At 64.5% G+C, this 13,561-nt stretch carries 13 protein-coding genes; 8 read left to right on the top strand and 5 right to left on the bottom strand.

From position 1 onward, the window contains the following. Window positions 1-31: 31 nt before the first annotated feature. Window positions 32-166: a hypothetical protein gene (locus ABIB80_RS23065; RefSeq protein ID WP_354128470.1), complete on the top strand. Its 135-nt coding sequence runs from the start codon at window positions 32-34 to the stop codon at window positions 164-166. Between the two features lie 272 nt (window positions 167-438). Next, window positions 439-1,167 (top strand): Crp/Fnr family transcriptional regulator, encoded by a 729-nt coding sequence (locus tag ABIB80_RS23060; RefSeq protein WP_106946183.1) that lies wholly within the window; start codon window positions 439-441, stop codon window positions 1,165-1,167. Here ABIB80_RS23060 and ABIB80_RS23055 read toward each other — a convergent pair. Continuing rightward, window positions 1,164-1,940 carry a cyclase family protein gene (locus ABIB80_RS23055; protein WP_354128469.1) on the bottom strand — a complete coding sequence of 259 codons (777 nt, stop codon included), beginning with the start codon at window positions 1,938-1,940 and terminating at the stop codon, window positions 1,164-1,166. The two genes, ABIB80_RS23060 and ABIB80_RS23055, sit on opposite strands and share 4 nt — an antisense overlap. A 324-nt stretch (window positions 1,941-2,264) precedes the next feature. Between ABIB80_RS23055 and ABIB80_RS23050 the strand changes: the two genes are divergently transcribed. From ABIB80_RS23050 to ABIB80_RS23035, 4 genes are all read left to right on the top strand, one after another. Beyond that, window positions 2,265-3,236 carry a TRAP transporter substrate-binding protein gene (locus ABIB80_RS23050; RefSeq protein ID WP_085349491.1) on the top strand — a complete coding sequence of 324 codons (972 nt, stop codon included), beginning with the start codon at window positions 2,265-2,267 and terminating at the stop codon, window positions 3,234-3,236. Window positions 3,237-3,322: 86 nt separating this feature from the next. After that, on the top strand, window positions 3,323-3,871 hold the full coding sequence (locus ABIB80_RS23045; protein WP_354128468.1) for a TRAP transporter small permease: 549 nt from the start codon (window positions 3,323-3,325) through the stop codon (window positions 3,869-3,871). Then, on the top strand, window positions 3,862-5,154 hold the full coding sequence (locus ABIB80_RS23040) for a TRAP transporter large permease (protein ID WP_085349490.1): 1,293 nt from the start codon (window positions 3,862-3,864) through the stop codon (window positions 5,152-5,154). The genes ABIB80_RS23045 and ABIB80_RS23040 overlap by 10 nt, the downstream gene beginning before the upstream one ends. 24 nt (window positions 5,155-5,178) lie before the next feature. Then, window positions 5,179-5,985: an SDR family NAD(P)-dependent oxidoreductase gene (locus ABIB80_RS23035; protein WP_354128467.1), complete on the top strand. Its 807-nt coding sequence runs from the start codon at window positions 5,179-5,181 to the stop codon at window positions 5,983-5,985. 9 nt (window positions 5,986-5,994) lie between these two features. Here ABIB80_RS23035 and ABIB80_RS23030 read toward each other — a convergent pair whose 3' ends face one another. Genes ABIB80_RS23030 through ABIB80_RS23015 form a run of 4 tightly spaced genes read right to left on the bottom strand, consistent with a single transcriptional unit; the run spans window position 5,995 to window position 10,264 of the window. Next, window positions 5,995-6,693: a molybdate ABC transporter substrate-binding protein gene (locus ABIB80_RS23030; RefSeq protein ID WP_354128466.1), complete on the bottom strand. Its 699-nt coding sequence runs from the start codon at window positions 6,691-6,693 to the stop codon at window positions 5,995-5,997. Continuing rightward, window positions 6,690-8,825 carry a xanthine dehydrogenase family protein molybdopterin-binding subunit gene (locus ABIB80_RS23025; RefSeq protein WP_354128465.1) on the bottom strand — a complete coding sequence of 712 codons (2,136 nt, stop codon included), beginning with the start codon at window positions 8,823-8,825 and terminating at the stop codon, window positions 6,690-6,692. Before ABIB80_RS23025 ends, ABIB80_RS23030 begins: the two co-directional genes overlap by 4 nt. Next, window positions 8,822-9,292, bottom strand: coding sequence for a (2Fe-2S)-binding protein (locus tag ABIB80_RS23020; protein WP_354128464.1), 471 nt, complete (start codon window positions 9,290-9,292; stop codon window positions 8,822-8,824). The genes ABIB80_RS23025 and ABIB80_RS23020 overlap by 4 nt, the downstream gene beginning before the upstream one ends. Window positions 9,293-9,307: 15 nt before the next feature. After that, complete coding sequence (locus ABIB80_RS23015) at window positions 9,308-10,264, bottom strand: tripartite tricarboxylate transporter substrate binding protein (protein ID WP_354128522.1); 957 nt, start codon at window positions 10,262-10,264, stop codon at window positions 9,308-9,310. Between the two features lie 250 nt (window positions 10,265-10,514). On the opposite strand from ABIB80_RS23015, the gene ABIB80_RS23010 reads away from it, so the two are divergent. Both ABIB80_RS23010 and ABIB80_RS23005 read left to right on the top strand, forming a co-directional pair. After that, entirely contained in the window at window positions 10,515-12,605 is a 2,091-nt protein-coding gene (locus tag ABIB80_RS23010) for a molybdopterin-dependent oxidoreductase (RefSeq protein ID WP_354128463.1), read from the top strand. A gap of 134 nt (window positions 12,606-12,739) precedes the next feature. Next, on the top strand, window positions 12,740-13,522 hold the full coding sequence (locus ABIB80_RS23005; RefSeq protein WP_007601618.1) for an enoyl-CoA hydratase/isomerase family protein: 783 nt from the start codon (window positions 12,740-12,742) through the stop codon (window positions 13,520-13,522). Window positions 13,523-13,561 lie beyond the last annotated feature (39 nt).

Raw genomic sequence — 13,561 nt, 5'->3', positions numbered from 1 at the left:
AATAATGCCCGAAACCACAGGGGAGGGCATCATGCCGGCTGACGCGTTGCTTATGAGCATCTTTGTCGTGGCAATCTTTGTCACATTCGCCGGGGCACTGGCCTGGGCAGACCGGCAAACCAGTGCAGGCGCGCTCAAGTCAGACGTCAAGCGTCGAAGCGCCTGAGATCACGGTCGCATTTTGTGGCGCCCGCCGCGCGGGCTATGCCGCGCGAACTCGGGACGATTGGCAGCGCCTCAACGCAAGGCGGCGAGCGGCGCTTGCAACTCTGCATCGACCGGGACGCATTGGCTCATCCTTTGGCTGCCGGCTTTGTGCCTGACCGCGGCATTTTCGCCGCGTTTGCCTCAAATCGAGAGCATGCTTTCCGGTTGAAAAACTGGGCTACACTGACTACGCAGGGACCCAGTGCCTCGCAGTCTTAGGAGCCCAGTGGCGTGCCTCAGGACAAGACCGGCGACGACCCCCGACAAGCGGCGGGGAATAAATTATCGGTCCTGCGCAAGCACCCGATCTTTGCGGATCTGGAGCCGGAGGCGCTGGATCAGCTCTGCCGTTACGCCAAGCACACCACGGTGAAGCGCGGCGCGACGATTGCTGCCAAGGGCGATCCCGGCAACAATCTGTTCGCGGTGATCACGGGGACGGTGAAGATTTCCTCTTCGTCGCCCGACGGCCGTAACGCCATTCTCAATCTGATCGGTCCCGGAGAGATCTTCGGTGAAATCGCGGTGCTCGACGGCGCCCCCAGGTCGGCCGATGCGACCGCCAACACCAATTGCGAGCTCTACATTATCGATCGCCGGGACTTCCTGCCGTTCGTGAAGAGCCAGCCGGCGCTCGCAATGAAGTTCATCGAGCTGCTCTGCGCGCGCCTGCGCTGGACCAGCCAGCAGGTCGAGCAGGTGATCCTGCAAAATCTGCCGGGCCGGCTTGCGAGCGCGCTGCTCGGCCTCACCGAAGAGCGCAACTTTGACTCCGGCAGCGGCACGCTCGCCATCACGCAGCAGGAGATCAGCGAGATGGTGGGGATGACGCGCGAGAGCATCAACAAGCAATTGCGCGCCTGGGCGGGTCGCAACTGGGTTCGCCTTGAGCACGGCGCCATCGTCGTGCTCGACATGGATGCCTTGCGCGAGCTCGCCGAAAGCGGGCTCGACAGCTAGCTGTCGATGATCGCGACCGCGCGGGTCCAGCCTGCGGAGGCCCGCTCGATCTTCACCGGAAAGCACGAGACCGTGAACCCGGTCGAAGGCAGCTGGTCGAGATTGTGCAGCTTCTCGAGATGGCAATAGCCGATGTGCCGCCCCGCCTTGTGGCCCTCCCAGATCAGGCCGGCATCTTTCGTTTCGGCGTATCTCTTCGCGGTGTGGACGAACGGCGCGTCCCAGCTCCAGCCGTCGGTGCCGGTCAGCCGCACGCCGCGTTCGAGCAGATACATGGTGGCCTCATAGCCCATGCCACAGCCTGAGCTGACATAGTCGGCTTGGCCGAACTTGGCGCCGGCGCCGGTGTTGACGACGACGATCTCCAGCGGCGACAGCGCATGCCGGATCCGCCTCAACTCCTTCTCGACGTCGTCGGCGCTCGCCACGTAGCCGTCGGGCAGATGTCGGAAGTCGAGCTTCACGCCGGGCTGAAAGCACCATTCCAGCGGCACCTCGTCGATCGTCCATGACCGCTCGCCGCGATTCATGGTTGGATGGAAGTGCCAGGGCGCATCGAGATGCGTGCCGTTATGGGTCGACAGCGAGACCTGCTCGACGGCCCAGCCCTGGCCGTCCGGCAGGTCCTGTGCCGTCAGGCCGTCGAAGAACTGAAGCATCCGCGGCAGGCCCTGCTGGTGATCGATGTACTGGATCGTCGGGTGATTGCCCGGCGGATCCGCCGTCACGTCGTTTCTGAGCGGCACGGAGATGTCGATCAGCTTCCGCGGCATGGGCATTCCTCGGGATGGTCCGTTTTGTTTCGCAGCATCTTGAGGGGGCCGCACCGGCGGCGTCAAGCAACGCCTATCAACGCTTCCCGCGCCCGACGGACAGATGATTTCGGAAAAACAGGACGGTGGGCCGGTTGTCCGCCCAAAGCCGGTCTGATCCATCGATGCAACTCTAGCATTGATCGATGCCGGATTTGGCTTGGACAGAGAATGCCGCGCGCCCTAGGGACGACAATGGCGCTTGACTTCATCCCGGAAGTGGAGCGACCCAAGGCGGCCCGCAGCATCTGCCCAACGACATAATCAACTCAGGAGGAAGCCCAGATGAAGATACTTACCGGCGTCATCGCAGCCGCTCTGCTGGCGGTCTCAGCCCCCTTGGCGACCGCACGCGATTTCCGTTCCGCCGACATCCATCCCGCCGATTATCCGACCGTCGAGGCCGTCAAGTTCATGGGCAAGCAGCTCGCTGCGGCGAGCGGCGGCAAGCTCGGCGTGAAGGTGTTCCCCAACGGTGCGCTCGGCTCCGAGAAGGACACCATCGAGCAGCTCAAGATCGGCGCACTCGACATGATGCGGATCAACGCATCGCCCTTGAACAACTTCGTGCCGGAAACCATCGCGTTGTGCCTGCCCTTCATCTTCCGGGACACGCAGCACATGCGTACCGTCCTTGACGGGCCGATCGGCGACGAGATCCTGGCGGCCATGGCGCCCGCAGGCCTGATCGGCCTCGCCTATTACGACAGCGGCGCCCGGTCCATTTACACCGTCAAGGCACCGATCAAGTCGCTCGCGGACGTCAAGGGTCTGAAAATTCGCGTCCAGCAATCCGACCTTTGGGTTGGCATGATCCAGAGCCTCGGGGCCAATCCGACGCCGATGCCGTATGGCGAGGTCTATACCGCTCTCAAGACCGGTCTGGTGGACGCCGCCGAGAACAACTGGCCGTCTTACGAGTCCTCGCGCCATTTCGAGGCCGCCAAGTTCTATAACGTCACCGAGCACTCCCTGGCGCCCGAAGTTCTCGTGATGTCCAAGACGGTCTGGGACACGCTGAGCAAGGAAGACCAGGCGATGGTCCGCAAGGCGGCCAAGGAATCGGTTCCCGTCATGCGCAAGCTCTGGGACGAGCGTGAGCAGGCGTCCCGCAAGACCGTCGAAGCGGCCGGCGTTCAAGTCGTGACGATCGCCAACAAGGCGGAATTCGTCGACGCGATGAAGCCCGTGTACGACAAGTTCGCGGGTGACGAGAAGCTGAAGAGCCTCGTCAAGCGTATCCAGGACACGAAGTAAGGCCATAGCGTCGGCCCGGCGTTGCCGACCGGCGACGCCGGACCGACGCAGTGGAGGCGCGCAAGGAGACTTGCAAGGAGACTTGGATGACAGACCCTCACGTCGCAGACCACGAACTGGACGTAGCCGGACGCCCGTCCAACGGCTTGCTGTCCCGGATCAATGCTCCCGTCGCTCGGGCGGGTATGTATCTGTCGGTGACTGGGCTGCTCGTCATCGTCACCATCGTCTTCTACCAGGTGTTCGGACGCTACGTGCTCAATTCCAGCCCGACCTGGACGGAGAACCTTGCGTTGGTTCTGATCCTGTATGTCACGTTGATCGGCGCTGCCGTCGGCGTACGCGATGCCGGACATATCGGCATGGATAGTTTGCTGGTGATGCTGCCGGATCGCGCGCGGGAGAAGATCGAGCTTGTCATCCACATCCTGGTCGCCGGCTTCGGCGTCGCGATGGCCTATAACGGCTGGATCCTCGGAGCGTCGGTCGGAACCGTGAAGATCCCCAATCTCGGGCTACCCGAAGTCATCCGCTACGTGCCGCTGATCGCCTCCGGCGTCCTGATCGTTTCCTTTTCAATCGAGCACATTATCGCTCTCCTGCGCGGCGAAGAGGTCGTCCCCTCATGGAACTGATCATCCTCGGCGCCACTTTTTTCGGTTTCCTGGTCCTCGGCGTCCCGGTCGCCTTCGCGATCGGCCTCTCGGCGATTTGCACGATCCTCTACGAAGGCCTGCCGGTCGCGGTCATCTTCCAGCAGATGATGTCGGGGATGAACATCTTCTCCTTCCTCGCCATTCCGTTTTTCGTCTTCAGCGGTGAGCTGATGCTGCATGGCGGCGTCGCCGACAAGATCGTGCAGCTCGCCAAGAATCTCGTCGGACACATCCGCGGCGGGCTCGGTATGTCGAACGTGGTCGCCTGCACGCTGTTCGGCGGCGTGTCCGGCTCGCCTGTTGCCGACGTGTCGGCGATGGGGGCCGTGATGATCCCCATGATGAAGAAGGAAGGTTTCGACACCGACTACGCCGTTAACGTCACCACCCATGCGTCGCTGGTCGGAGCACTGATGCCGACCAGTCACAACATGATCATCTATGCGCTCGCCGCCGGCGGCAAGGTCTCGATCGGCGCGCTGATCGCCGCCGGTCTGCTACCGGCGCTGGTGCTGATGGTGTGCATGCTGGTCGCCGCTTACGCGGTCGCGGTGAAGCGCGGCTATCCGGCCGGCAAGTTCCCGGGCTGGCCCGCGGTTTTTCGTTCGTTCGCCGCTGCTCTGCCCGGCCTTCTGATCGTCGGCATCATCCTGGCGGGCATCCTGTCCGGCGTGTTCACGGCAACCGAATCCGCGGCCGTCGCGGTCACCTATACGATCCTGCTGACGTTCTTCATCTATCGCACCATGACCTTGCCGAACTTCCTGCGCGCGGCGGCCAAGGCGGTGAAGACCACGGGCGTGGTGCTGCTGCTGATCGGCGTCTCTACCATGTTCCAGTATCTGATGGGACTTTACGAGGTCGCCGACTTCGCCGGCGAGATGATGAGCAGGGTCTCGACCCAGCCCTGGGTCATCTTCCTGCTCATCAACGTCATCCTGTTCGTGCTCGGCACGTTCATGGACATGGCAGCGACCATCCTGATCTGCACGCCCATCTTCCTGCCGATCGCGATGAAGGCGGGCATGGACCCGGTGCAGTTCGGCATGCTGATGCTGATCAACTGCGCGCTCGGGCTGAACACCCCGCCGGTCGGAACGACGCAGTTCGTAGGCTGCGCCATCGGCGGCATCTCGGTGGGCGCGGTGATGCGCACGATTCTGCCGTTCTACGCCGCGCTGATCGCAGCTCTGATGTTCGTGACCTACGTCCCCGCCTTCTCGCTGTGGCTGCCCCGCTTGCTGATGGGCTACAAGGGCTAGCCGCAACACAGGGAGAATCTATCCGTGACGGACTATCGCAAGCTCTTCGATCTCACCGGCAAGACCGCCGTGGTGCTGGGCGCTGCCTCGGGCATCGGCAAGTCGTCGGCCGAGGCGCTGGCCGGGCTCGGCGCCCGGGTCATCTGCGCCGATCGTGCGCTTGACGCCGCCGAAGCGACCGCCGCCGGGATTCGTGACAAGGGCGGCTGGGCCGAGGCGGCTGGGTGCGACGCCGCGAGCGCTGCGGATGTCAATGCGCTGGCCAAGACCGTGATGCAGAAATTTTCGCGGCTCGACATCGCGGTGACGACGCCCGGGCTCAACATCCGCAAGACCATCCTCGACTACACCGAGGAGGATCTCGACCGCGTCCTCAACCTCAACATCAAGGGCACGGTCTGGTTCTTCCAGGCCTTCGGCCGCATCATGGTCGAGCAGAAGGGCGGCAGCATCATCGCCTGCTCTTCGGTGCGGGCGGTGACCATCGAGCCGGGCCTCGGCGTCTACGGCTCGACCAAGGCGGCGATCGGCCTGCTGGTGAAGGGCTTTGCGTCCGAGGTCGGACGCGCCGGCGTGCGCGTCAACGCGATCGCGCCGAGCATCGCCGAGACCGCGCTGACCGGCCCGTTCAAGCAGCGTCCCGACATCTACAATCTCTACGCTGGCCACACCGTGTTCAACCGCTGGAGCAGCGCCGACGAGGTCGCGACAGCCGTCGCTTATCTCGCCTCGGACGCCGCGAGCTATGTCAGCGGCAGTACGCTGTTCGTCGATGGCGGCTGGACCGCCGTCGACGGTCCGCCGACGGGTCTCACCCAGTTGCACAAATAAAGCGGCTATCTAGCCGGTAAAGCCGGCGCGCTGGCGCAGATCCCTGCGGTCTGCGCCGGTCAGCAGGGCGATCAGCGCGGCCGCTTCTTGCGGATGTGCGGCCCGCGTGGTCACGCCGGCCGTATACATCGTCACGAGCTCGCAGCCCGGCGGCAGCGCTCCTGACAGCGCGATGCCCTCCGTCGCGATGATCTCAGTCGCCTGCGTGCAGCCGATCGGATGCGCGGCGGTGGACGCAGCAAGCTCCCGCATCGCCGTCGCGCCATTGGGGAAGATCTTGAGGCGCGAAGCGACCTCATAGGCGATGCCGAGCTGATCCAGCACCTTTGCAACGTGCTGTCCCGCCGTCGAGGCTTTCGTGTCCGGGACGTAGATCGCGTCGGCACTGCGCAGCACCTCGCGCAAATCAGCCTCAGTCTTCACGGTCACCTTGGGATCGCGGCTCCGGACCGCCAGCGCGGTCTCGACCCGCCCGACATCAGAGATCGAGGAGGGGATGACGAGCGTCTCTTCGGCAAGCCTTGCAAGCAGCGCCTGCGTCAGGATCACCAGATCGGCCGCCGTCCCCGCGCGCAGCTTGTCCGCCATGATGCCGACGGCGCCGAACTCACCGTCAATGCCGAAGCCGGTCTGCGTCTTGAAGGGATCGCTGAGGCCGCGCACCAGGCCTTGCGCCGCGCCTCCGCTCAAAATGCTCACTGTCGTCACGATGCCAGCTCCATGGCTGCAATGATCTTGTCGCGGGTGATCGGCAGGTCGCGCACGCGCACGCCGAGGCAATCGTAGACGGCGTTGGCGATCGCTGCCGTCACCGGGCCGTGGGCGGCCTCGCCGGCGCCGACCGGCTCGATCTCCGCCCGCTGGACGATCTCGACATCCACCATTGGCACCTCGATGAAGGTGAGGATCGGATAGTCGGTCCAGGACGTCGATGTGATGCGCGTGCGGTCGAAGCGGACACGTTCCTTCAGCACCCAGCTCGTCGCCTGGATCGCGCCGCCCTCGATCTGGTTAATGACCCCGTCCGGGTTGATGGCCTCGCCGACGTCGACCGCCAGCGTCAGCCGCTTGACGCGGATGTCGTCAGTGCCTTCGATCTCCGCAATCGCGGCGCAATAGGCCCCCGTGTTCTTGTAGCGGGCGAAACCGACGCCATGACCGATGCCGGACTTCTTTTGCTGTTTCCACTGCGCGCGTCGTGCCGCGGCCCGGATGACGTCCTTTGCGCGCTCGTCGCGCAGATGACGCAGGCGGAACGCGATCGGGTCTTCGCCGCGAAGGGCTGCGATCTCGTCGAGCAAGGACTCGATGGCGAACACATTGCCTTGTCCACCGAGCGTTCGCAGCGCCGAGGTCCGCACCGGCATGGTCAGCAGCCGGTGGCTCGTGATCGTCCAGGCCTTGAGGTCGTAGAGCGGAACGGAGTTGCGGTCGCCGCCGCCGCCATTGGCTGCGGGCGGATTGGTCGAGACCATGCGCGGGTAGGGGTTCGTAATCTCGGTTGCGGCAAGCAGCGCGGGCTGCGCCGCGCGCCCCGGCCGCGCCGCGTGGCCGTTGCTCCAGATCGCATGGCGCCAACCGACGATCTCGTTGTCCACATCGAGATCGGCCTCGATCTCGATCGCCATCGCCGCGCCGAACGGCGCGTGAGACATCTCGTCGTGGCGCGACCATTGCACCCGCACCGGACGGCCGCCGGCCCCTTTCGCCAGCAGCACGGCATCGAGCGCGACGTCGTCGGCGGCATTGTGTCCGTAGCAGCCCGCGCCTTCCATATGCTCGACGACGATGTTCTCGGCTGGCAGCTTGAGCACGATCGCCAGATCGGTGCGCAGCAGGTAGACGCCCTGGCTGTGCGTCCACACGTGAACGCGATCGCCGTTCCATCGGGCCATCGCACACGATGGCGCGATCGAGGCATGCGCGATGTAGGGACGGATGTATTGCCGGCGGAGGGTGCGAGCAGCCTTCTTTATCGTTGCCGCCGTGGTCCTGGTGTCGATGACATCAGTCTCGACCGGCTGGCTCTTCAGGAATCCGGCGAGATCAGCTTCATCCGGTAGGGGCTCACCGGCCGACCATGTCGCCCCCTTGCGCAAGGCTTTCAGCGCGGTTTCCGCCGCTACCTCGCTGTCGGCAACCACGCCGGAAAAGCCGCCATCGCGGACGATCGCGACGAGGCCGGGAACGGCTCGCGTAGCGGTCTCGTCGAGCGCGATCAGCCTGGCGCTCGAGATGTCCGGCCGCAGCACGCGTCCGTGCAGCAAGTCCGGCAGCGGACAGTCATGGATAAAGCGCGGCCGTGCGAACACCTTGTCGGGAATGTCGACCCGCTGGACCGAATGTCCAGCCACAGTGCGCTTGGCGACCATCTTCGCCGTCGCGCCCGCATTGGCGCCGTGGTCGAGCGAGACGTCACCAGCCAACTCCCAATAGCTGGTCCTGACATTGCCGGGGCCCGAGATCGTGCCGTCATCGATCTCGAGCAGCGATGCATCGACGCCGAGACGTTCCGATGCCGCGGTGAGGAAGCGCTGGCGCACCTCGGCACAGGCGTGGCGCAGCGCGCGGCCGGATTGCTGGACCGAAAGGCTCCCCGAGGTGACGCCTTCGTTCGGGCTTGCCGCCGTGGAGGCGCGGATCATCTCGATGCGGTCAATATCGACGTCGAGCTCGTCGGCTGCGATCTGCGCCAGGGCCGTGACGATGCCCTGGCCGATCTCGACCTTGCCGGGCGAGATCGCCACACGGCCTTCGCCGATGAGCTTCACCCAGGATGACAGCTTGGGATTGGCCGCAAGGCTGACCGGCAGTGTCGGGGCAGGGGACGGCGCACTCATGATCCCGCCATCTCCGCGGCCGCCCGCAACACGGCCCGGACCATGCGGTTGTGCGATCCGCAGCGGCACAGATTGCGATCAAGCGCGGTTTTCACCTCCGCCTCCGTCGGCAACGGATTGCGCTTCAGCAGCGCCGCCGCGCTGATCAGGATTCCCGAGACGCAATAGCCGCATTGCATCGCCTGCTCGGAGATAAAGGCGCGTTGCAGCGGATGCGGTTGCTCCGCCGTGCCGAGGCCTTCCACCGTGACGACCTCCTTGTCCGCGACCGACCACATCGGCATGTCGCAGGACGCCATCGCGTGGTCGTCGACTATGACATAGCAGGCGCCGCACTCTCCGGCGCCGCAGCCGAAATGCGGACTTGTGATGCCGAGCCGGCCGCGCAGCACATCGAGCAGCGATTGATCCGGATCGGTATCCACGCCCGCCGCCGTGCCGTTGAGCTGGAATTGAATGGTCGGCATTGTCGCTCTACGGCCTCACGATTTGTCGAACTTCTTGACCACGTCGGCCCATTTCTCGATGTCGCCGCGCAGGAACTTGTCGAATTCCTCCGGCGTCATGGACATGGGCACCGCGCCCTGCGCAGTCCAGAGCTTGACGATATCGGGCCGCTTCACCATTGCGTTCACGGCGGCATTGAGCTTGTCGATCACAGGTTTCGGCGTGCCGGCCGGCGCCATCAGGCCGAGCCAGATCGTGGCTTCGTAGCCTGCGACCCCCGCCTCGATCGCGGTCGGCACGCTCTGTAGCACCGCTGAGCGTTGCTTGCCGGTGGTCGCGAGCGCGCGGACCTGGTTCTCGCCGATGTTCGGCGCCATCGCCGGCACGGCGTCGATCATCATCTGCACCTGCCCGCCGATCACGCCGCTGCGTGCCTCGCCACTGTTGCGATAGGGCACGTGGACGAGGTCGATGCCGGCCATGGCTTTGAACAGCTCGCCGGCCATGTGATAGGGCGTGCCCTGGCCGGAGGAGGCGTAGTTCAATCTGCCCGGCTGCGACTTGGCGAGCGCGACGAACTCCTGCAGCGTCTTCGCTGCGACTTGCGGGTTCACCACGATGACGAGATCGGAAGAGTTGACCGGTGCGATCGGCGCGAGGTCGCGCATCAACTCGTATTTGCGCTTATCCGGCGTCAGCAGGGATTCGTTCGCGGTCTGGGTGTTGGACATCATCAACAGCGTGTAGCCGTCGGCGGGCGACTTCGCCGCTTCGACCGTGCCGATGACGCCACCCGCCCCGGTGCGGTTCTCGATCACGAAGGGCTGGCCAAAACTCTCCTGGAGCGCATTGCCGATCTGCCGGGCCGCGACATCGGCCGGCCCACCGGCGCCGAAGGGCACGACGATCCGGACCGCATGGTTGGGATAGTCTTGCGCCAGGGACGGGGCTGCGGAGCATGCGCTGAGCAGGCCGGCGGCCAGCGCCAGCATGAATTGTCGGGCCGTCACACCCACCTCCCTGATGTCGTTCTTGTTGGCCGGCACTGTAGCGGCAGGGGAGGCGGACTGTCGACGCCTCACAAAGCCGATCGTGCCTGGAATATCCCGCAGTTTTCGGTGTGGCGGCGCGGCTTTTCGCGGTCGCGGCAGGAACCGGCGGCGCATGGTTTGAGCAAATCGCATGGGCCTTGCCGGATAAATACCCTCGGCTGACAGGTATTTTGGTGTTACCAAATTGGACATGAACCAGCACGCCAAGATCGAAATCCGCCATTCGACCTGTCCGCATGATTGCCCGTCGGCCTGTGCGCTCGATATCGAGGTGGTCGAGGGACGCAGCATCGGCCGTGTCCGCGGTTCGAAAAAGCAGACCTATACGGCCGGCGTGGTTTGCGCCAAGGTCGCCCGTTATGCCGAGCGCATCCATCATCCTGAAAGGCTGATGTATCCGCTGCGCCGCACGGGTGCGAAGGGCTCCGGCCAATTCGCGCGGATCAGCTGGGACGAGGCGCTGGACGAGATTGCGGATCGCTTCAACCAAGCCGAGCGCGAATTCGGCGCGGAGTCAATCTGGCCCTATTATTACGCCGGCACGATGGGGCTGGTGATGCGCGACGGCCTCAACCGCCTCACGCATGTGAAGAAATATTCGCGGTTCTATCAGACCATCTGCGCCAATGTCGGGCGCATCGGGTTCGCGATCGGCACCGGCAAGATCGCCGGCGTCGATCCGCGCGAGATGGCGCTGTCCGATCTCGTGGTGATCTGGGGCACCAACCCCGTCAACACCCAGGTCAACGTGATGACGCACGCCGCCCGTGCGCGCAAGGAGCGCGGCGCCAAGATCGCGGCCGTCGACATCTACAACAACGAGACCATGAAGCAGGCGGATATCAAGATCATCCTGCGGCCCGGCACCGACGGCGCGTTCGCCTGCGGCGTCATGCACGTCCTGTTCCGCGACGGCTATGCCGACCGCGCCTATATGGACAAGTACACCGATTGCCCTGGCGAGCTCGAGGCGCATCTGAAGACGCGCACGCCCGAATGGGCATCCGCGATCTCAGGCGTGCCGGTGGCGGAGATCGAGGCTTTTGCCAGATTGGTCGGCGAGACCAAGCGGACCTTCTTCCGGCTCGGCTACGGCTTCACCCGCTCGCGCAACGGCGCGGCGCAGATGCATGCCGCGAACTGCATTCCCGCCGTGACCGGCGCCTGGCAATATGAAGGCGGCGGCGCCTTCTTCAACAATTACGCGCTGTGGCACTTCGACGAATCCATCATCGAAGGCCACGACGCCATCGACCCAACTATCCGCGCGCTCGACCAGTCGCAGATCGGCCGCATCCTCACCGGCGATTCGAAAGCCCTGCACGGCAAAGGCCCGGTCAAGGCGCTGCTGATCCAGAATACCAACCCGATGACGGTGGCGCCGGAGCAGGCGCTGGTAGCGCAGGGTTTTGCGCGCGAGGATCTGTTCGTCGCGGTGCACGAGCAGTTCATGACCGAGACCGCCGAGATGGCCGACATCGTGCTGCCGGCGACGATGTTCATGGAACATGACGATCTCTATTACGGCGGCGGCCACCAGCACATCTCGGTCGGGCCGAAGCTGATCGACCCGCCCGGCGAATGCCGCTCCAACCACGAGGTCCTGCAGGCGCTGGCGCCGCGGCTTGGCGCCAGGCATCCGGGATTTGAGCTGACGCCGCGTGAATTGATCGACGCGACGCTGAAGCTCAGCGACCACGGCGACATTGCCGGTCTCGAAGCCGACCTCTGGCGCGACCTGCAGCCGGACTTCCGCACGTCGCATTATCTCGACGGCTTCGCCCATGCCGACAGGAAATTCCATTTCAAGGCCGATTGGGCGCATCCGCCGTTCGGCCAGACGATGGGTGACTTCGACAAGATGCCGTCGCTACCCGACCATTGGGCGGTGATCGAGCATTCCGACCAGGCCCATCCGTTCCGGCTTGCCACGAGCCCGTCGCGCAGCTTCCTCAACACCACGTTCAACGAGACGCCGTCCTCCCAAGCGCGTGAGGGCAAGGCGAGCGTGATGATCCATCCCCTGGATGCGGCCGCGCTCGACATCGCCCATGGCGATGCCGTGACGCTCGGCAACACCCGCGGCGAGACCACGCTGATCGCCACGCTGTTCGAGGGCGTGCGCCGCGGCGTGCTGATCGCGGAGTCCGTTCATCCCAACAAGAACCATATCGGTGACCGCGGCATCAACATGCTGACGGGCGCGGACACCATTGCGCCGATTGGCGGCGCCGCATTCCACGACAACAAGGTCTGGATCAGGAAAGCGGTCGCGGCCTGAGCCTGCGCTTCGATCGCCTTTCAAGTTTGTGTCGAGGCGCTAAAGCGGCGCCGTACCGCAGATTGCCCTTGCACCTTCGGCCCGAGCTGCCGCAAATGGGCCGCTAAACGGGAGCCCAAGGAAGCGAGCGTACCATGACCGACACCACAGCCGTGATCACCGAGAAGCGCGGCCAGGCGCTCTGGATCACCATCAACCGTCCCGAGAAACGAAACGCGCTGAATGGCGAGGTCATCGCCGGCATCGCGCGCGGCTATCGCGACGCGCATGACGACAAGGACGTCCGTGTCATCGTGCTGACGGGCGCGAGCGACAAGGCGTTCTGCGCCGGTGCGGACCTGCAGAACTCCGGCGCGGCTTTCGCGATGGATCATTCGAAGCCGAATGTCGACTATGCCGATCTGTTGCGCTTGTCGCAGAACGCGACCAAGCCCGCGATTGCGCGCGTTGGCGGGGTTTGCATGGCCGGCGGCATGGGCCTGCTCTGCATGACCGACATGGCCGTCGCCGCCGATCACGTCATCTTCGGTCTGCCGGAAGTCAAGGTCGGCGTGTTCCCGATGCAGGTGTTGAGCCTGTTGCAGTCCATCGCCCCGCCGCGCCTCGTCAACGAATGGGCGCTGACCGGCGAGCCGTTCGACGCGAAAGCGGCGCTGGCAGCGGGCTTGCTCAATTACATCGTGCCCGCGGCCGAACTGGATGCCAAGGTCGACTGGCTGATCGGTCGAATCGTCGATAAATCCCCGACCGCGATCCGGCGCGGCAAATACGCGATGCGTGCCATCGCCTCGATGTCGTTCGACGAGAGCATCGCCTACACCGAAAGCCAGATCGCGCTGCTCGCGATGACCGAGGACGCCAAGGAAGGGCTGAAAGCGTTCAGCGAGAAGCGCAAGCCGGTGTGGACGGGAAAATAGGCGATCCTTTCAGCGCATTCGTGGGCGCTGCCGTCGATC

The sequence above is a fragment of the Bradyrhizobium sp. i1.15.2 genome (genome assembly GCF_040548425.1).
GTDB lineage: Bacteria > Pseudomonadota > Alphaproteobacteria > Rhizobiales > Xanthobacteraceae > Bradyrhizobium > Bradyrhizobium canariense.
The sequence above is the reverse complement of the archived record's forward strand: the minus strand, read 5'-3'. Positions and strand labels throughout refer to the sequence as shown.